The 18,018-nt window shown below is 64.9% G+C and carries 16 protein-coding genes and 1 tRNA gene; 7 read left to right on the top strand and 10 right to left on the bottom strand.

The annotated features are described in order from the left end of the window. Positions 1 to 94 precede the first annotated feature (94 nt). On the bottom strand, positions 95 to 5,299 hold the full coding sequence (locus NLM27_RS13190) for an alpha-2-macroglobulin (RefSeq protein ID WP_254143702.1): 5,205 nt from the start codon (positions 5,297 to 5,299) through the stop codon (positions 95 to 97). Positions 5,300 to 5,702: 403 nt separating this feature from the next. On the opposite strand from NLM27_RS13190, the gene NLM27_RS13185 reads away from it, so the two are divergent. Then, a tRNA-Arg gene (locus tag NLM27_RS13185) sits at positions 5,703 to 5,779 on the top strand. A gap of 82 nt (positions 5,780 to 5,861) precedes the next feature. On the opposite strand, the gene NLM27_RS13180 is transcribed toward NLM27_RS13185, so the two are convergent. Then, positions 5,862 to 7,148, bottom strand: a complete 1,287-nt coding sequence (locus tag NLM27_RS13180) for a hypothetical protein (RefSeq protein ID WP_254143701.1) — start codon at positions 7,146 to 7,148, stop codon at positions 5,862 to 5,864. Between the two features lie 113 nt (positions 7,149 to 7,261). Here NLM27_RS13180 and NLM27_RS13175 point away from each other — a divergent pair, with 113 nt between their 5' ends. Continuing rightward, positions 7,262 to 7,489: a DUF2171 domain-containing protein gene (locus tag NLM27_RS13175; protein ID WP_254143700.1), complete on the top strand. Its 228-nt coding sequence runs from the start codon at positions 7,262 to 7,264 to the stop codon at positions 7,487 to 7,489. A 473-nt stretch (positions 7,490 to 7,962) separates the two neighbouring features. Here the strand turns inward: NLM27_RS13175 and NLM27_RS13170 are convergent, their stop codons facing one another. Together NLM27_RS13170 and NLM27_RS13165 are read right to left on the bottom strand one after the other, a co-directional pair. Continuing rightward, positions 7,963 to 8,181 (bottom strand): hypothetical protein, encoded by a 219-nt coding sequence (locus NLM27_RS13170; RefSeq protein ID WP_254143699.1) that lies wholly within the window; start codon positions 8,179 to 8,181, stop codon positions 7,963 to 7,965. 244 nt (positions 8,182 to 8,425) lie between these two features. Next, positions 8,426 to 8,575, bottom strand: a complete 150-nt coding sequence (locus tag NLM27_RS13165) for a hypothetical protein (RefSeq protein WP_254143698.1) — start codon at positions 8,573 to 8,575, stop codon at positions 8,426 to 8,428. A gap of 256 nt (positions 8,576 to 8,831) precedes the next feature. Here NLM27_RS13165 and NLM27_RS13160 point away from each other — a divergent pair, with 256 nt between their 5' ends. After that, positions 8,832 to 8,993, top strand: coding sequence for a hypothetical protein (locus NLM27_RS13160; RefSeq protein WP_254143697.1), 162 nt, complete (start codon positions 8,832 to 8,834; stop codon positions 8,991 to 8,993). Positions 8,994 to 9,289: 296 nt separating this feature from the next. Here the strand turns inward: NLM27_RS13160 and NLM27_RS13155 are convergent, their stop codons facing one another. From NLM27_RS13155 to NLM27_RS13145, 3 genes are all read right to left on the bottom strand, one after another. Continuing rightward, positions 9,290 to 10,045, bottom strand: coding sequence for a hypothetical protein (locus tag NLM27_RS13155; RefSeq protein ID WP_254143696.1), 756 nt, complete (start codon positions 10,043 to 10,045; stop codon positions 9,290 to 9,292). Between the two features lie 185 nt (positions 10,046 to 10,230). Continuing rightward, the gene (locus NLM27_RS13150) at positions 10,231 to 10,443 is read right to left on the bottom strand and encodes a hypothetical protein (protein ID WP_254143695.1); all 213 of its coding nucleotides are present in this window, start codon (positions 10,441 to 10,443) and stop codon (positions 10,231 to 10,233) included. 76 nt (positions 10,444 to 10,519) lie between these two features. Then, positions 10,520 to 10,747 carry a hypothetical protein gene (locus NLM27_RS13145; RefSeq protein WP_254143694.1) on the bottom strand — a complete coding sequence of 76 codons (228 nt, stop codon included), beginning with the start codon at positions 10,745 to 10,747 and terminating at the stop codon, positions 10,520 to 10,522. Positions 10,748 to 11,012: 265 nt separating this feature from the next. On the opposite strand from NLM27_RS13145, the gene NLM27_RS13140 reads away from it, so the two are divergent. Next, the gene (locus NLM27_RS13140; protein ID WP_254143693.1) at positions 11,013 to 11,360 is read left to right on the top strand and encodes a DUF6481 family protein; all 348 of its coding nucleotides are present in this window, start codon (positions 11,013 to 11,015) and stop codon (positions 11,358 to 11,360) included. Between the two features lie 125 nt (positions 11,361 to 11,485). On the opposite strand, the gene NLM27_RS13135 is transcribed toward NLM27_RS13140, so the two are convergent. Continuing rightward, positions 11,486 to 11,728 (bottom strand): pentapeptide MXKDX repeat protein, encoded by a 243-nt coding sequence (locus tag NLM27_RS13135; protein ID WP_254143692.1) that lies wholly within the window; start codon positions 11,726 to 11,728, stop codon positions 11,486 to 11,488. Between the two features lie 307 nt (positions 11,729 to 12,035). On the opposite strand from NLM27_RS13135, the gene dctP reads away from it, so the two are divergent. Genes dctP through NLM27_RS13120 form a run of 3 tightly spaced genes read left to right on the top strand, consistent with a single transcriptional unit; the run spans position 12,036 to position 14,964 of the window. Continuing rightward, positions 12,036 to 13,058 (top strand): TRAP transporter substrate-binding protein DctP, encoded by a 1,023-nt coding sequence (dctP, locus tag NLM27_RS13130; RefSeq protein ID WP_254143691.1) that lies wholly within the window; start codon positions 12,036 to 12,038, stop codon positions 13,056 to 13,058. Beyond that, positions 13,055 to 13,609, top strand: coding sequence for a TRAP transporter small permease (locus NLM27_RS13125; protein WP_254143690.1), 555 nt, complete (start codon positions 13,055 to 13,057; stop codon positions 13,607 to 13,609). The genes dctP and NLM27_RS13125 overlap by 4 nt, the downstream gene beginning before the upstream one ends. Then, positions 13,606 to 14,964, top strand: a complete 1,359-nt coding sequence (locus NLM27_RS13120) for a TRAP transporter large permease (protein WP_254143689.1) — start codon at positions 13,606 to 13,608, stop codon at positions 14,962 to 14,964. The genes NLM27_RS13125 and NLM27_RS13120 overlap by 4 nt, the downstream gene beginning before the upstream one ends. A gap of 126 nt (positions 14,965 to 15,090) precedes the next feature. Here the strand turns inward: NLM27_RS13120 and NLM27_RS13115 are convergent, their stop codons facing one another. Beyond that, the gene (locus NLM27_RS13115) at positions 15,091 to 15,999 is read right to left on the bottom strand and encodes a hydroxymethylglutaryl-CoA lyase (protein ID WP_254143688.1); all 909 of its coding nucleotides are present in this window, start codon (positions 15,997 to 15,999) and stop codon (positions 15,091 to 15,093) included. Between the two features lies 1 nt (position 16,000). Further along, positions 16,001 to 18,016, bottom strand: coding sequence for an acetyl/propionyl/methylcrotonyl-CoA carboxylase subunit alpha (locus NLM27_RS13110; RefSeq protein WP_254143687.1), 2,016 nt, complete (start codon positions 18,014 to 18,016; stop codon positions 16,001 to 16,003). Positions 18,017 to 18,018: the final 2 nt, after the last annotated feature.

Below are 18,018 nucleotides of genomic sequence, written 5' to 3'. Positions count from 1 at the left end.
TGCCTACGGCGCCACAGTCCGTGGATACCCGGGACAAGCCCGGGCATGACGACGGTGATTGTGGGCCATTCGGAGCGTCAGTCATTCCAAACACTCACTTCGCCGCCCGCACCTCGACAGTGCCCGTCCCGGTGCGGCCGTAGCGCGAGGGATTGTACATGTCCTCGACATAGGCCTGCGGCAGCACGTATTTGCCGGGCGAGACCGCGCGCACGACATAAGCGACGGTGAACACCGATTTGGAATCCGAGGCCCTGTCGACGGCCGCGGTGAAGCGGTCGTCGCGGAACTCGGTATCCTCGGGCTCCTCGCCGTCCTCGATCCAGTCCAGCGTACCACTATCGCCGGACGAGACCAGTTTTGGGTTGTCGATCTCGAGACCGGCAGGAAGATAGTCGGACACCATGATGTGGCCGTACTCCGGCTTCGCCTCGGTGATCTTCAGCACCACCGCAAAGCGCTGGTTCTGCTTAACCTTGCTGATGTCGGCCGGCTTGCCGTCGAGCGTGAAGTAGTTGCGCTCGATCTTGAAGCCGTTCGACGCGGCCGGCTCCGGCGTCACCGGCGAGCCCGACACCGAGACCACCGCCTGCACCGGCGCATCGCCGGTGTTGGTGATCTTCAGCGGCTTGCCCTCCAGCGTCGCGGCCTTGTAGCTGCGGTACAGCGCGGTCTTGACCGGCTGGCCATCCACTTCCACGGAGAGATTCTCCTTGGCGAGCGCCCGCGCCGCCAGCACCAGCCACGCATTCTCCTGCGTGGAGGTGTAGGGCGTGAGCCCGCGCGCAGTCTCGACCCGCGACACTGCCTGCGTCAGCGTCGCCTTCGGCGCGTTGCCTTCGCTGGCAAGCGACACCAGTGCTGCGGCATCGCGAAGCTGCGAACCGTAATCGGTGCGGCCGAACTCCAGCACGGGTTTTGGCGCGAGGCTGTCGAGCGCGGCACCATAGACCCGCTCGGCGCGGTTGCGATCGCCGACCAGCGCCAGCGCCGCCGCAAGCTGCGACTTCGCGATCGGCGTTGCGAGGTTGGCAAGCTTGGTGTCGGCGAGATAGCGGAGATCGCCGATGGGTGCAGCGCCGTTGCGCGCGAGCACGTAGAGGCCGTAGGCGAGATCGCGCCCACCGTCCTTCTCGGGTTCGTTGGCATTGACGACCGAGTTGCGGATGCGGTCGAGCGCGTTCTTGAACAGCACGTCCGGCACGGCAAAACCCTTCTCGCGCGCGCGGGTCAGAAAGTCCGTGACGTAGGCGTCCAGCCAGGCATCGTCGCCGCCCGCCGACCATAGGCCGAACGAGCCGTTGGAGCCCTGGCGCGCCAGGAGCCGCTCGATCGCGTCGCGGATGCGCTGGTCGACCTCGGTGTCCATGGCGAGATGCGCGCCGGCTGCGAGGTCGTTGACATAGAGCAGCGGCATGGCACGGCTCGTGATCTGCTCCGAGCAGCCATAGGGATAGCGGTCGAGCGCCTTGAGGATCGTCGCCGCATCGAGTGCGGTCGACAGGCTCGCCGAGACCGAGACGCTGCCGGTACCAGGCACGAGGTCGGAGAACATGTCCGGGGTCAGCGTCAGGCTCTCGCCCTTGGCCAGCGTCCTGATCGAGCGCCGCGCCAGCACCTGCGTCGCCGCCTTGACGTCGAGCGCGTAGTGGCGCGCCAGCGTCAAGCCGTTCGGCCCCTTGATGTCGACGTCGAGTGTCGCCTGCCCCGCCGCCGTCGCGTCGATCGCGAGCGAGAACGAGTTGCGCTGCTTGGCGGCGAGCTTCACGGTGGTCGCGGGATTGCCGGTCATCTTCACCGGGCCGCCCGTCCTTACATTGATGACGTAGTCGCCGGCCTGGCCTTCGACATTGTCGATCTCGAGATTGACCGTGCCGCGGTCGCCGTTGAGCAGGAAGCGCGGCAGCGTCGTCGTCAGCACCACGGGATCACGGATCACGACATCCGTGTTGGCGCGGCCGAGCTTCGTGGCGGTCCACGCCACCGCCATCACGCGCGCGGTACCGGCGAACTCCGGAATGTCGAAGCTCACTTCGGCCATGCCGTCAGCGGCGACCGTGACGATACCCGAATACAGGGCCAGCGGCTTTTGGGTGGGCGGCGAGCCCTGGAGCTCGCCCGCACCGGCGTCCCCGCCGGACTTGATCTGGCCGCGCGTGCCCGACATGCCGTCGATGAGCTGCCCGTAGAGATCGCGGATCTCGGCGGTCAGGCGGCGCTGGCCGAGATAGTAGTCGTCCGGCGCCGGCGGCTTGTAATTGGTGAGGTTGAGGATGCCGACATCGACCGCGGCGACCACGACCTTGGCGTCCTCGCCCGGATTGAGCCCGTCGAGCTTGACCGGGATTTTCAGCGCCGAATTCGGACGGATCAGCGCCGGTGGCGTCAGCTTCACCTGCAGCGTGCGGGTCTGCTTGTCGATGCCGAACCATTTCAGGCCGATCGCCCGGCCCGGCATGCGCTGTGCGGCCGCATCGAGCGGACGGCGCAGCGTCGCCACGACGTAAGCGCCGGTGCCCCAGTCCTTGCCGATTGGCAGCTTCACCTGTGCGGTGCCTTCCTTGACGTCGATGGTCTGCGTCGTCAGCAGGCGGTCGCCGAGCACGTTGATGGTCAGCTTGCCGGCGCTGCGCACATTGACGGACACCGTCATGGTGTCGCCGGAGGCGTATTGCGGCTTGTCGATGGACGTCTCCAGGAGATCCGGCGTGTCGGCGCTGCCGTCGGAGTACCAGCCGACGTCGAACTGCACCGAGGTCACCGGGCCGTCCGCGTCGTTCGACTTTACATCGAGACGATAGCGGCCGGGCTGAGGGCTGAGCGAAATCCGCGACGGCTTGTCGGCGGTAACAGCGACATCGCCGTCAGCAACGCGCGAGGTCGACTTGACCGGCTCGTACTCCCAGTAATTGTTCTGGCGATACCACTGGTAGCGCGACTCCATCTTCAGCAGCTCGTAACGCAGACCGTCGCGGGCGAGCTGCTTGCCCTCGGGCGAGACGAACAGGACGTCGAACTCGGCCTTGTCGCCTTCGGCGACGTTCTTGTCGCCGAACAGCGGCCTGATGCCGATCATGGCGGTCGTGGGTGCGATCGGCAGCACGAGCTTGCGCTCGACGGCGCGGCCGCCGGTCTCGACCATGCGGACAAAGATCTGCGCCTCCTGCGGACGGGTCGAGGCCGGCTGCTTGTCCAGCGTGACCGGGAAGGTCGCAGCGCCGTTGGCGTCGGCCTCGGGCAGGTTCTCGAGCGGCGTGCGCTCGTTCGAGGTGGTCTCCTCGTCGTCGACGCCGAACTGGTAGCCGGCAAAGCCCGGACGTTCGCTCGCAGGCGCTACCAGCATGTCGCCTTCGAGTTGGAGGCCCGAGGCCGGCGCGCCATAGAGGAAATGACCGTCCGCCTTCAGCTCCACTGGAGCATTAGCTCTGATCAGCTTGTCCTTGGCGGACAGGTCGAATTCGATCCTGTCAGGGACGTAATCCTCGACCATGAAGGTGGTCTCGCCGACCGACGAGCCCTTCGGGTCGGTGAAGGCGCGCACCCGCCACGTTCCGGTCGGAACGGCCGAGTTGAGCGGCACTGCCAGCGTGCGGCCGCCGGCGCCCTGGTCGGACATCATGGCGCGGCGAAATTCGACGCCGTCGGGACGCTCGATTACCAGCGTCAGCGGCCCGCCGGTGACGGCATTGCCCTGCCCGTCGCGCAACAGCGCGGTGAGAAAGACGGTCTCGCTGGAACGGTAGACGCCGCGCTCGGCATAGACGAAGGCGTCGGCGCCTACAGGCACCGCGCGGCCCGAAACGCCGCGGTCGGACAGGTCAAATGCGGAGGACTTGAGGCTGAGGAAGGCATAGTCGGCCTTCTCGCCGGTGACGGTGAGCATCGCCGGCGACAGCCCGCCCTCGCCGCGCGCAAGGCCGGCCTCGAACAGCACGTGGCCGGACTCGTCGGTCTTGCGGCTGGCCAAAATCTCGTTGTTGCGGGCAACCAGCCGCACCTCGGCCTTGCCGACCGGATCGGTCGACGCCAGCGAGTTGACGAAGACGTGGATGCCGTCATTGCCGGAATAGGCCGCTACTCCGAGGTCGGAGACGATGAACCATTGCGTCGCAAGCTGGTAGTCGTCGTCGGAGCCCGGCCCCTTGGCCGCAGCGGTCATGACGTACACACCGGGCTGGAGCTCGCCCAGCGCCTGGTCGACCGGGAATGCCGTGGTGACGTCCTGGTTCAGCGTCATCGCGGTCGCGAGCTCGCCGGACCAGACCTTGACGCCGCGCTCGTCGCCGAGATCGGAGAGCTGGTATTTCGACAGCGTCTTCTGGAAATCGCTGTCGACCACCGTGTTGATCAGGTTGCGGTCGCCGATCCTGAACACGTTGATGCTGACCGCGGGCGTGTTGACGCTGACCACGGGAATGCCACGCTGGCCGGTCCTCGGCAGCACATAGGCGCGGCTGGTGAAGCGCACGAAGGGCTTGCGGTCGCGCACATAGATATTGAACTCGGCCGATTTCGGCAGGCCCTCCTTCACGGTCGACGGCAGGCCGGCGCGCAGGTTGACGTTGTAGCGCTCGCCGTGCTTCAGCCCGTCGACGCAGAGCTGCTTGCCTTCGGCCGACAGCGCCGGCTTGTCCTGCCCCGCCAGCGCCAGGAACGGCGCGAAGTCGGTGCGCTTGGCAAGCTCTTCCGAGAATTGGAAGCAGGCACGCGGGCTCGCCGAGTCCGAGTCTACGGTATAATCGAGCAGCCGGAAACCGTGCTCGTCGCGCATCTTCTCATATTGGCCGCGCACATCGGCGACCTCGCGCATGTCCAGCGACAGCCGCATCGCATCCAGTGCCGGCCGCCACAATTTCCGTTCGGCCAGCGACTTGCCGAGCACGGCGAGCGCGTCGGCCTCCTCGCCCGGATTGCCGGCGCGCTGGTAAGCGATGTAGGCGGCGGTCGAGGCGCGCTCCAAGAGGAACGTCTGCTCGCTCGAGCTCTTCGGCGAGATCTGGAAGATGACCTTGGCGAGTCGCAGCCAGTTGCCGGCATCCTCCGGCGTGGTCGCCGCGATCTGGCCGAGCACCGACAAGCCGGTGCGGTAGTCGTTGCGCCGGAAGGCGGCGTCGGCGTCGGTGCGCAGCGTCGCGCTGGTCTTGGCGACCGGCCCCGCCTCGCCCTTGATCTGAGCTTCCAGCTTGATCGCGGAATCGGCGAGATCGTCGCGTTTGAAGGCTTTGTCGGCGGCCAGCGCAGACGAAACGCCGAGCGCCAGCGCGGCGCAGATTGTGACGGCGCGAACAAGACCGATCATGGATGGACTCCCGGAAATCGCGGACGAATGCCGCTTGTCGCATGAAATGCGCGGAAAGGTGACGGGCTCAAGGCCATGGAACCAAAGCTGCAAATCGTCGCATTCGCCATGACAAGGCAAGCCCAGAGGAGACCGATCAGATAGTGCCGCGCACGCCGTCCTGATGGCGCAGCACACCAGACCAGTCGACCGGCGGCCGTGTCCCGGAAGCTATTCAGCGTTCCCGGCGATGTGATCCATCGTCCAGTCCGCTGCCGCTCAACCCGGCACCCTGACACCCCACCGTTCCGCTTTGTCGCCGCTTTGAGGAAAACGGTTCGGTTCAGACTTGGCGAAACACCAGATTTTTCATATTGGCATGGTACATGAACAGCCAGCTCCCCAAACCGGGGCGGCTCAAGACGGTCCCGTAGCTCAACTGGATAGAGTAGCGGATTTCTACTCCGCGGGTTGCAGGTTCGAGTCCTGCCGGGATCGCCAAGCCTTGTCGGCTCACGTTCAAATCTTCAAATCATCGTCAAGATGTTGGCCGGCTGGCCCGCCTTGGGACGACAAAGCCCCCTCATCTGTCGCCCGGATCGGCCTGATGTTCCCTCCACCAACGGGCAATCGCCGCCGTCAGGCCATCCCAGAGCTGCGTCGGAAGATCCGGGACGGCGACCCGGACGCTGTACCGATTCGTGGTCGCGTCGTGAAACCATTCGGTCGCAGCGAAGTCGAAGCCGAAGCTGCCGGCATGGCGGATCGGAAAACCCTGACCGCTGAGATCACGGCTCATGTGCTCGGCGGCCTGCCGTGCGGTCGCTTCGTCGAGCGCACGTCTGCCGCGGAGCGTGACATAGAGGCCGTGGGCGAAATGCAGCTCGACCGACAGATCCGGAAGCTCGGAGGCGAAATATCGCGCCATCTGACGACCGTTGCGCAGGATGGCGGCGACACGATTCCGCGTGAGCTCCCAATAGGCCGCGCTGCCCACGAACGGCGGGAAATGCGCGGGCAACGCCGCGCCGCCGAGAAGCCGCACGGCGTTCCGGGTTTCCACCGCCAGGCATTCGGACATGAGGCGGCTCGCACCAAGATCCTTTTCACTCCAACGGACGAAAACCGCAGAGCCGAGCCGGCCATATTCCACGCCGAGTGAATCGAGCTTGGTGTGGCTTCGCACCATCACGACGGGGATTGCGTATCGGCGCGCCCATCTCAAGATGCGTCGGATGCGGCCCGAGCGGCCGGCAAAGCACGTCGTGTCGAAAATCAACAGATCGAGCCCGGAACCGCCGCAGCGCAGGGCCGCTTCGAAGGTCGCGGCAGAGGTGCAGGAATCCAGCAAAAGAATTTGAGGCGAACTCGCCGGCGCGAACACATCATCTGGCGGGAGCTTCAAGGCGCGGAGCCGCAGATGCGGGACAAAATCCCGGACGAGCTCCAGCGTCTCGCCATACGAGCCCGGCAGCATGAGAATGTCGGCAGTACCGATGATATGCCCGGAAGCCAGCAGCAGCGACGAGATCGCGGCCATGCCGGAGGCCGTATAGATCGTCTCGCTCGCGCTTGCGCGATCAAGATCGTAGAACGGCGGCCCCTGCACGGCGAGATCGGCGCGCTGGTAGTCGTAAGCGAACGCGAACGGGCCGCTGGCAGGCCGCGCACTGGCCGACCATGCCGTCTCCGTCGCTTTCCAGTCCCGCAGCTCATGGTCCGCCCGCAGCGCCGCCGTGATCTGGAATTTGGCCTTGACGACCTCATCGACCGATCGTGGACGAGTCAGATGCAAGGGGCTGCTCAGGCAATCGTTCAGCAGCCCGATCTCTCTATGCTTTCTGTCGAGATAGGCTTGAATGCTCTCCATGCGCGTCTTGGCTGATCCGATCCGATGTCAACGCTCGGAAACCGCCTTGGGTCCAACAGCGCTCCTGCAACGAAGATCGACCTCGGCAGTTGAGACTCCGCAAGGAGGACAACATGGCGAACATCACAGAGCACATGAAGATCATCGGCAAGGACGGCGCGCATGTCGGCACCGTCGACCGCGTCGAGGGCAACCGCATCAAGCTGACCCGCAAGGACAGCCCCGAAGGTCACAAGGACCATCATCACTATATCGACATGAAATATGTCGGCGCGGTCGAGGGCGACACCGTCAAGCTGTCGGTGAATGCCGACGCCGTGCCCAAGACGGAGGCGGCATAAGACAGCAAGCCCCTTCGGGGGCTTTTTCTTTTCTTCTTTGTTGATGGGGCGGCTTCGAGTTTCGCCGATTCGAGGGCACTTCCGAGGTCACATCGCCCGCAACGTCCCTGCGACGGCAAAACTTCGATGGCAAGTATTCGCAAATCTGTCGTACTTCAAGAAAGCGTGCGCAGGCCTGTCCAGAGGACTGGATAGCCCTATCTATCGGGCATGCAAGAAAGCCATCGAAGGATATGGTGATGCCGCCATCCGATTGGACAAGAATGGCCATCACATCCGGAATTGCTGCTACCGCCATCGCGTTCTTGGCGATCGACGCAGCCGTGGATGTGAGCCCGAGTGGCATCGCAAGGCGCCTTGAAGTGGTCCAGGCTTCCCTTACAAGCGCCGCGGTCGGTCACCATCAGCTCGCCTTCGCGGTTCAGGCCTGGGCGCGCGGAAGCGACCAGGCGCATCGTCCCGCCGGGTATCAATCATGCATCGAGCGTCACGAGCATAGGCCGCAGCCGGTAGGCATCGATCGCGGCGTTTGACAGCAGCAGTCTGCGCCGCTCCCCACGTAACATCATGCGGTCGATCCTGCCTAGGATGAAGCGAGCCGATTCCTTGTGCTCGCCGGTGAGCAGGCCGGATTGGTCGAGATATCGCCAGGCGATCTCGAAGGACTGTGCGCGCAATTCGAGGTCGGTCATGGCCGGCCAACGTTGCTGCGGATCGAATGTTCCTACGAGATCTGAGCGAGGCGCATTGAGCGCGCAGCCCCCGCGCGAGCGGCGCGATAAATTTCCGCGCGTCGTGGAACGAGATCACAACCGGCACGTTGGATCGACGAGATAGAGTGGTGCCGACCTGCCAGCCCCGGTCGGCTTTGAAGGACCCCGTGCTTGTCCCCCCGAGCACGGGGTTTTTCTCGTGAATGAGGCTGCCGCAATACGGCTAGTCCGTCCGCTCCTCACGCCGATCGCGGGCAAGCTGGTGCCAGGCCAGGGCCAGCTCGATCAGGCGCTGCCGATCAGCGCCTTCCGACGCTGCGGCCCGCTTCATGGCGGCTTCGGCCTCGTGCTGTGGATCGTACTGGCTACACATGAGACTGACCCTATAACCAGCCGATCTGGACAAGCGCGTGGCAATTTCGTCCGTATGATTGCGGGGTAACACCGAGGTGTGAGAGCCGGCGCGATCGCCTCGATACATGCGCGCATCGCGAAGCCGCAGCCGACATTCATTCCGAACGATCTGTGAATTGCCTCACAAGCGGCGGGCGACATTTCCGTTAAACGACGATTAACGCTTCCCGTGGCGCGAGCGCTTGAGCGAGTGCCGAGGACATGATGGTCCAGTCATGACACACAAAGCAGCAGCCGAGGTGGTCGTCTCGACGCGCCGACAAAGGTCTGATCTGCTCGGCATCGCCTATCTCGCGACCATCACCATCGTGATGCTGGCCTGGATCGGCGGCCTGGTCTGGGCCGCGATGGCGTTCTTCAACTGGCTCGTATCCTGATGCGCGCAGCGATCAGTCTGCCTCGAGCAACGGTCGCGATGCCGATCGAGCGCTAGAACAGGTAATGCAGCACCTGCGAGAGCTTGATCCCGCCGCAAACGATCATGGCCCACAACGCCACGCTGATCTGGATGGCATCCAGCATGTCCACCTCCCCGCGAATCGTCCGACGTTTTTCTTTTGAGACTTGCGTGACGCGATACCGAGCGCCAGCGCCAATTTGAAGGCAGCGCGGGCGCCAAACGAAAGAAGCGGGCCTAAGCCCGCCTCTCCGCTTCAAATCCGGCTTGAAAAACTCAGTAGCAGGCGCGGGGATCGGCCTGCACGTACTGACCGTTCGGATAGCGGTAGTAGCAAACGCCCTGAGCCAGATAGTAGCCGGGTTGCGAGGCGGCCGTGGCGCCGGCAATCGCGCCCGTCGCCCCGCCGAGAACCGCGCCTGCCGCAGCCCCCGTTGCGTTACCCGAGAGCAGCCCGCCCAGCACGCCACCGACGATGGCGCCGCCCAGCGCACTTGCACCAGGATCGGCCGGCGGCGGAGGCGGAGGTGCATACGCGACCGGAGGCGGCGGGGCATAGGCCACCGGCACGTCGTCGATATAATCCTCAGAGATGTACGCCGGCGGTCCGGCCATCCGCTGCGGATAATAATACCAGACGCCACCGACGTCCCACCACCAGCCGGAGCGGCCGTTGCGGACCTCGTGGCGCCAGCGGCCGCCCTCCCAGGCGCGGTTGCCGCGATAGGCGTGACCTCCCCAATCGCGCTCCGGTGCGGGCCCGCGGGCGTAATGGCGGCCGGGCGGCGGGCCGCCCGCATTGTGCGGGCCAGGAGCGGCGTGGGGTTGTCCGGCGGGCCGGGCTGCCTGCTGCGGCGGAGGACCCTTGCGCATGTTCTGATTGTTCTGGGGCGGCGCGCCGACGCCCGGTCCGGCCGGCGGGCCGGCCTCCTTCGGCGGCCTGGCTTCCTGTGCCTGCGCCGCCGACAGCGCGAGCAACGACATGGCCGAAACCAAGGGAATGATGATCTTCATGCGTTTGGAAGCACTCATGCGTGCTCGCCCCCTACTCTTTCGATTGCCGTGTTTCCTGGCGCGAATAGACGATTCGTCTCACGCCGGGCTGATGCCGGCCGACATAACTGACCTGCTTGATCGGCTAAGTCCCGTTACAAATGATTAAGATCACGGCAATTTTTCGGCCCGAAGGGGCCGCAGAGGGGCGCGCTGGATTGCTTCTAGCGGGCCGGTTCGATCACGTTGCAATTGGTCCGCCCCGACATCAGGCAATCCTGCATCTTGCTGGCCGAGGTGAGGTCACGGGCAAGCCACCAGCCGATGCCGAGGATCAGAAGCGCAATGATCAAGCCGGCGACCGCGCCGCGGCGGCTGTCACCGGATGGGGGCTTCGGAGGGGATTTGGGCTTCAGGCCCGGTTCGGGCTTCGACATGGCTACCTGGTCGCTCGGGCAAGACGCCTTTATCAGCTCTGCGACGTGGCGTCACATCCCGATCGGCCGTTACAATTCAGCCTCGGGTCGGCCGGATTGCATCCTTGCGCGAGGTCTCGACCGCCGGGGTCGCCCGTGGTGCGCAGGTCGTGAGTACGAATGCGGTCTTGGTGCATTCCCAATCAGCACCCAGGACCGTACTTTCGATGGGTTGCGGACGCGCGAACAGCAGGGTGGCACCGACCAGCGACGCCACCACGAGGGTGAGTGCGAGCGCCTTGAAGCTCAATCTTGAGATGGTCATGCCCATGCTCCGTCTCGTAGCGGGCAGACGCTAGGCGTCACCCAGGTGCTGCCTTATGAGGGACATCACAATTCGGCAGTTTTTCCGGGCTACGAGAGATCGTCGGGGCTGGCGATTTTCGTCTACCTGATCGGCTGCGATTATGTATGGCTTCGCGACGCGTGCCGATGTACACGCTGTCCGTCACGCGGCGCCGCGCCATGCCCAGCCGACGTACCCACGTTCAGTGATGTATGATTGAAAGCGAGGAAGACAAGGCTCGTAGATGAGTGGATTCAGGGAACCCGGCTTCGCAGACCGGCAAAAGGCGGCACAGGACGCCCGCAAAAATCTTTTGAACAAGTTCAAGTCGCAGCCGGGTCCCGATGATCCGGCGGTTGCGGCACGCCGCGCCGAGCGCGAGGCTCTCGCGGCCAAGCGCTCGGAGGCCAAGTCTGCGCGCGAGGCCGAAAAGGCCGAGCAGAAGCGCCTCGAGGAAGAAGCCAAGGCCGCCGAGGCCGAGCGGATTGCACGCGAGGCTCAGGAAGCCGCCGAAAAGCAGGCTGCGCTCGAAGCCGATCAGAAGGCCAAGCGCGACGCCCGCTACGCGGCCCGCAAGGCCAAGCGCAAGTAACGCTTGGAATTAGCGTTCAATTGAACTTGAACTGAAGCGCCATTCGGGGGCGGTCCATGGGGGCCGCCCCCGAAATTCGAGAGCGCGCGGCTCGCCTGAGCAGCGTTGTGCGACGGGGACGGTGATCAGTTCTTCTTCATCATCCCGTCGTCTTTTTTCATTCCGTCCTTCGACATGTGATCCTTTTTCATGCCGTCGTCCTTGGACATGGTATCCTTCTTCATGCTGTCCTTGGACATCGTGTCCTTCTTCATCATGCCGTCATCCTTGCCCATCTTGTCCTGAGCAAAAGCAGCTGGCGCGAGTGCGAGGCCAAGCGAGACAGCGGCTGCCGAGACGCCGAGCACGATGCGGGTACGAATGGTCATGGATCATCTTCCCTTCGAGATTGTGTTGGTCAGCGACGGACGCCGCTATTCGATCTCGACGGATGGACGGCCTGCATTGTTACGGCGTCGCCCATAAATTTCCGCAAAGCTGTTGCCATTCACGGTAATTACGTCCGCGCGATGCCCAGTGTGCAATGCAGCATGGCCGGCACTTGCCGCGGCATTCCGTCTCGAACTATCAGATGAGAGAACATCGGGTGAAAGACCGGCTAGGATGGGCCTGCGCGGTCTCAGACCCGACCCAATTCACACCAACAAGACAAGAACAGTCCAAGGGGATCACACCATGCTCACGCGCCGTCATCTGATTGCGACCGCAGTCGCCGCACCCGCCATCCTCCGCTTCGGCATCGGTACGGCGCACGCCGCCACAACGCTGAAGATCTCGCACCAATTCCCGGGCGGCACCATCGACAAGGGCGATTTCCGCGACCGGCTCTGCCGCATGTTCGCCGCCGAAGTCGCCAAGCGCAGCAAGGGCGACATCGCCGCCGAAATCTATCCGAACTCCTCGCTGATCAAGACCAACGCCCAGTTCTCCGCGATGCGCAAGGGCGCGCTCGACATCAGCCTCTATCCGATGCCCTATGCCGGTGGCGAGGTGCCGGAAACCAATATCGGCCTGATGCCCGGCCTCGTGACCACCTACGACCAGGGCCTGCGCTGGAAGAAGGAGCCGGTCGGCAAGGCGCTGACCGACTTCCTCGCCGACAAGGGCATCATTCTGCTCACCTGGGTCTGGCAGGCCGGCGGCGTCGCCAGCCGCTCCAAGCCGATCGTCGCGCCGGAAGACGCCAAGGGCCTGAAGGTGCGCGGCGGCTCGCGCGAGATGGACATGGTGCTGCAGACCGCCGGCGCGTCGGTGCTGTCGGTGCCCTCGAACGAAATCTACGCGGCGATGCAGACCGGCGCCTGCGATGCCGGCATCACCTCGTCGACCAGCCTGATCTCGTTCCGCCTCGAAGAGGTCGCGAAGTCGCTGACATCGGGCGCCGGCGCCTCCTACTGGTTCATGCTTGAGCCGCTGATGATGTCGAAGGCGATCTTCGACAAGCTGCCGAAGAACCATCAGGACATCCTGCTCGCGGTCGGCACCGAGCTCGAAGCCTTCGGCCGCAAGGGCGCGCAGGACGACGACATCGAGGTCGCCAAGGTCTATGAGAAGGCCGGCGCCAAGGTCTCGGTGCTCGACGCCGCGACCGTCGGCAAATGGCGCGACATCGCCCGTGACACCGCCTGGAAGGACTACGGCGCCAAGACCGCGACCGCCGCGAAGCTGCTCAAGCTCGCCACCGACGTCGCTGCATGAGCCACGGTCCGCTTCCGGATCGTGATGACCAGGCGAACGCTGCCGCAGGGACCGGCCTTGCGGCGGCGATCGATCGCGGTCTCGCCGTCCTCAACAGCATCATCGTCGTGTTCGCAGCGATTGCGCTGGTCGCTGCCTGTGCGATCCTGAGCTACAGCGTGCTCAGCCGCGCTCTGTTCAAGGCCGCCAATTACTGGCAGGACGAGGCCGCCGTATTCCTGCTGGTCGGCGCGACCTTCATGACGGCCGCCTACGTGCAGCAGAACCGCGGCCACATCGGCATCGAGGCCTTCGTCGGCCTGCTCTCGCCGCTTGCGAACCGGGTCCGGCTCTGGCTGGTCGACGCCGCGACGTTCCTGTTCTGCGCCTTCTTCACCTGGAAGTCCTGGACGCTGGCGCACGAAGCCTATGTCGACGGCCAGGTCTCGAACTCGATGTGGTCGCCGCCGCTCGCCATCCCCTATTCGCTGATGGCACTCGGCATGAGCCTGCTCTGCATCCAGATCCTCGTGCAGCTTGCACAGCCTTTCACCGGAGCCCGGCGGCCATGAGCGTTTTCGGTATCGGCGTCGCTTACGGGATCGTGACGCTGCTCGTGATGTTTTCGGGCATGCCGATCGCCTTCGCGCTCGGCGCGGTCGCGGTCGTGTTCATGGGCATCTACATGCCCGCTGCTTCGCTCGATACGGTGACCCAGAACGTCTACGAGGAAATGGCCTCGATCACGCTTTTGTCGATCCCGCTCTTCATCCTGAAGGGCGCCGCGATCGGCAAGTCGCGCGCCGGCCAGGACCTCTATTCGGCGTTGCATGCCTGGCTGCACCGCGTGCCCGGCGGCCTCGGCGTTGCCAACGTGTTCGCCTGCGCGCTGTTTGCGGCGATGGCGGGCTCCTCGCCCGCGACCTGCTCGGCGATCGGCTCGGCCGGCATCCCCGAGATGCGCAAGCGCGGCTATTCCGGCGGCTTTGCCGCCGGCATCATCGCCGCAGGCGGCACGCTCGGCATCCTGCTGCCACCCTCGATCACCATGATCCTGTTCGCCGTCGCCGCCGAGAAGTCGCTTGGGCGACTGTTCCTCGCCGGCATCGGTCCCGGCCTGCTGCTGGTCTCCCTGTTCGGGGCCTATGCCGTGATCCGCTTCCGCCAGGAATATGCGGCTGCCGAAGCCGTCTACAAGAATGGAGGACCGGAGCATGCGATCCTCGCCCGCGATGAGTACACGCTGGCCGAACGCTTCAGCGTGCTGCCGCGCGTGATCCCGTTCGTGCTGCTGCTCACCGGCGTCATGATCGCGCTCTATGGCGGCTACGCCACGCCGTCCGAGACGGCCGGCCTTGGCGGCCTCCTCGCACTGGCGCTGATCGCCGCGATCTACAGCGTGTGGCGGCCGAGCGACCTCGCCCCGATCATGAAGTCGACGATCCGGGAATCGACCATGCTGATGATGATCATCGGCATGTCGCTGCTCTACTCCTACGTGATGAGCTATCTGCACATCTCGCAATCGGTCGCCGAATCCATCGTCGCAATGCACCTGCCGCGCTGGGAGCTGCTGTTCGCGATCCTCGTCATGGTCGTCGTGCTCGGCTTCTTCCTGCCGCCGGTCTCGATCATCCTGATGACCGCGCCGATCATCCTGCCGCCGCTCCGCGCCGCCAATTTCGACATCATCTGGTTCGGTGTGGTCATGACCATCGTGATGGAGATGGGGCTGATCCATCCGCCGGTCGGCCTCAACATCTTCGTCATCCGCAATGTCGCGCCCGATATTCCCTTGCGCGAGGTGATCTGGGGCACCCTGCCTTTCGTGCTGCTGATGATGCTCGCGGTCCTGCTGCTGTGCTTCTTCCCGGCGATTTCGACCGGGCTGCCGGATCTGGTGATGGGGCCGGACGGGAGCAGGTAGCGGGAAACACCGCTGCCGTAGGGTGGGTTAGCCGAAGGCGTAACCCACCTCTTCCGTCACCGCGGAAAAGAACAGGGGTGGGTTACGCCTAACAGATGCGCTTTGCGCATCTGCACGGCTACCCCCCTACGAATTCCGCTTCTTCCTCGCATTCAGCGCGGACGCCACGCGGCTCACGGGCGGCTTGCCCAGCACGCTGCTGATCTCGTTGGTGGCCGCTAGCAACTTATCCATGTCGACGCCGGTCCTGACGCCCATGCCCTCGAGCATGTAGACGACGTCTTCGGTCGCGACATTGCCGGTCGCGCCGGGCGCGTAGGGACAGCCGCCGAGCCCGCCGGCGGCGGCATCGATGACGCGCACGCCCTCCTCCATCCCCGCATAGAGATTGGCGAGCGCCTGGCCGTAGGTGTCGTGGAAATGCATCGCGAGTTTTGCGGGCGGGATGTTGGCGGCCACCGCGCGCAGCATCTCTTTTGCCTTGGCCGGTGTGCCGACGCCGATGGTGTCGCCGAGCGAGATCTCGTAGCAGCCGAGCTCGAACAGCGTGCTCGCGAGATCGGCGACCGCCTTTGGCTTGATTTCGCCGTCGAACGGACAGCCGAGCACGCAGGAGATGTAGCCGCGCACCGGTATGCCGTCGTCCCTGGCACGCGCCAGCACCGGCTTGAACCGCTCGATGGACTCCGCGATCGTGCAGTTGATGTTGGCGCGGGAAAAGCCCTCGGAGGCCGCCGCGAATACGGAGACCACTTTCGCACCTGCTGCGCGGGCGGCGTCATAGCCCTTCTCGTTCGGCACCAGCACGTGGAACTCGGCGCCCTTGACGTGGCTCACGCCGCGCAGCACGGCATCGGAGCTTGCCATCTGCGGGATCGCCTTGGGCGAGACGAAGGCGCCGACCTCGACCGTATCGAGGCCGGCCGCGACCAGCGCCTCGATGAAGGCGATGCGGGCTTCGACGCTGACGAGAGTCTTCTCGTTCTGGAGGCCGTCGCGCGGCCCCATTTCGATGATGCGGACGGAATCGCTCATGTCACTCTCCGGACGGCTCGACCACGGCGAGCTCGACGCCCTCCTGCACGATGTCGCCGACCTTGCATTTGATGGATTTGAGCACGCCGGCATAGGGCGCGCGCAGCGTCTGCTCCATCTTCATCACTTCGAGGGTGAGGATCGGCGCGCCCTTGTCGAGCTTGTCGCCCTCCTCGGCGAGCACGGCGACGACGGTGCCCGGCAAGGGCGCCGCGATCTTGTCCTGGCCGGTCTGCTCCTCGCTCTCGCCGCCGAACGGATCGACCCAGTGCAGGTCGAAGCGACCGTTGCGCGTGCGCAAATACAGCTCATGGCCGTCTATCACGGCGGCAACCTGCGATTTGACGCCGTCCAGTGTCAGGTCGAAGCCGCCTTCCTTCGTCGCGATGGTGAACGCCAGTTCGTGCTCGCCGATCACCAGCGTCGACGGACCACTGCCGTAGTACAGCGTGATCTTCTGCTCCGGCCCATGACCGACACCATGGCCGACGCGGAAGGCAAAGCTGCGCTGGCGGCGGCCGACCGGCTGCCAGCCAAAGGTCTGCCACGGCGAATTCGCCTGCGCATGTGCGGCTTGCTGCTCCTCGTTGATAACAGCGGCCACAGCGGCGCACAGCTCGAGCTCCCCGGGCGCCGGCGCGGCCGCGGTCAGGACCGTCAGCTCGCGCTCGATGAACCCGGTATCGATCGCATTCGTCCGCACCTTCGGATGCGTCATCAGCGCCGACAGGAACGGGATGTTGGTGACGATGCCGCGGACGTCGGACTCTTCCAGTCCACGGTTCAGCCGCTCGATGGCGACATCCCGCGTCGGCGCCCACGCGATCATTTTTGCCAGCATCGCGTCATAGTACGGCGAGACCGTATCGCCCTCGCGATAACCGGCATCGATGCGCAGGCCCCCGGTCTCCGCCGGCAACCGCCAGGTCGAGATTTTTCCGACCGACGGCATGAAGTTCTTGGTCGGGTTCTCCGCATAGACGCGCGCCTCGACCGCATGGCCGTTGAGCCGGATCTCGTCCTGCTTCAGCGGCAGGGCCTCGCCGAAGGCGACCCGCAGCTGCCATTCGACGAGGTCGATGCCGGTGATCAGCTCGGTCACGGGATGCTCGACCTGCAGGCGCGTGTTCATCTCGATGAAGAACACGTCCTTGCCGTCGGAGACGAACTCGATGGTGCCTGCGCCGACATAGTTCACCGCGCCCGCCGCCTTTCGCGCAGCGGCGCAGACGGTCTCGCGCTGTGCGGCGTTGAGCGTCGGCGACGGCGCCTCCTCGATCACCTTCTGGTGCCGACGCTGCAAGGTGCACTCGCGCTCGAACAGCGACAGCAGATTGCCGTGACTGTCGCCGATCACCTGCACCTCGATATGCCTGGGATTGTCGACGTACTTTTCGATCAGCATGCGGTCGTCGCCGAACGCGGCTTTGGCCTCGCGCTTGGCGCTGACGATCGCAGGTCCCAATTCGGCCGCGGAGCGTACGATGCGCATGCCACGGCCGCCGCCGCCGGCGGAGGCCTTCACCAGGATGGGAAAGCCGATCTTGTCCGCGGCCTTCGACAGCGTCGCCTCGTCCTGGGCCTCGCCGTGATAGCCGGGCACCAGCGGCACCCCGGCCTTCTCCATCAGCGCCTTCGAGCCGGACTTCGAGCCCATCGCATTCATCATCCCGGCGGTCGGGCCGACGAAGACGAGCCCCGCATCGAGGCAGGCCCGCGCGAATTCGGCGTTCTCCGACAGGAAACCGTAGCCGGGGTGCACGGCCTCGGCGCCGGTCTTGCGTGCGGCCTCGATCAGCCGCTCGACATTGAGGTAGCTGTCGCGGGCACGTGCGGGCCCGAGCAGCACGGCTTCGTCCGCGAGCGCGACATGCATCGCGTCGCGGTCCGCCTCGGAATAGACCGCAACCGTGCGCAGGCCCATGGCGCGGGCGGTTCGGATGACGCGGCAGGCGATCTCGCCGCGGTTGGCGATCAGGAGCGTGCGAAAACGCCGATAGAGCTTTGAGCTATCCATCG

The sequence above is a fragment of the Bradyrhizobium sp. CCGB12 genome, assembly GCF_024199845.1.
Lineage (GTDB): Bacteria > Pseudomonadota > Alphaproteobacteria > Rhizobiales > Xanthobacteraceae > Bradyrhizobium.
The sequence above is the reverse complement of the archived record's forward strand: the minus strand, read 5'-3'. Positions and strand labels throughout refer to the sequence as shown.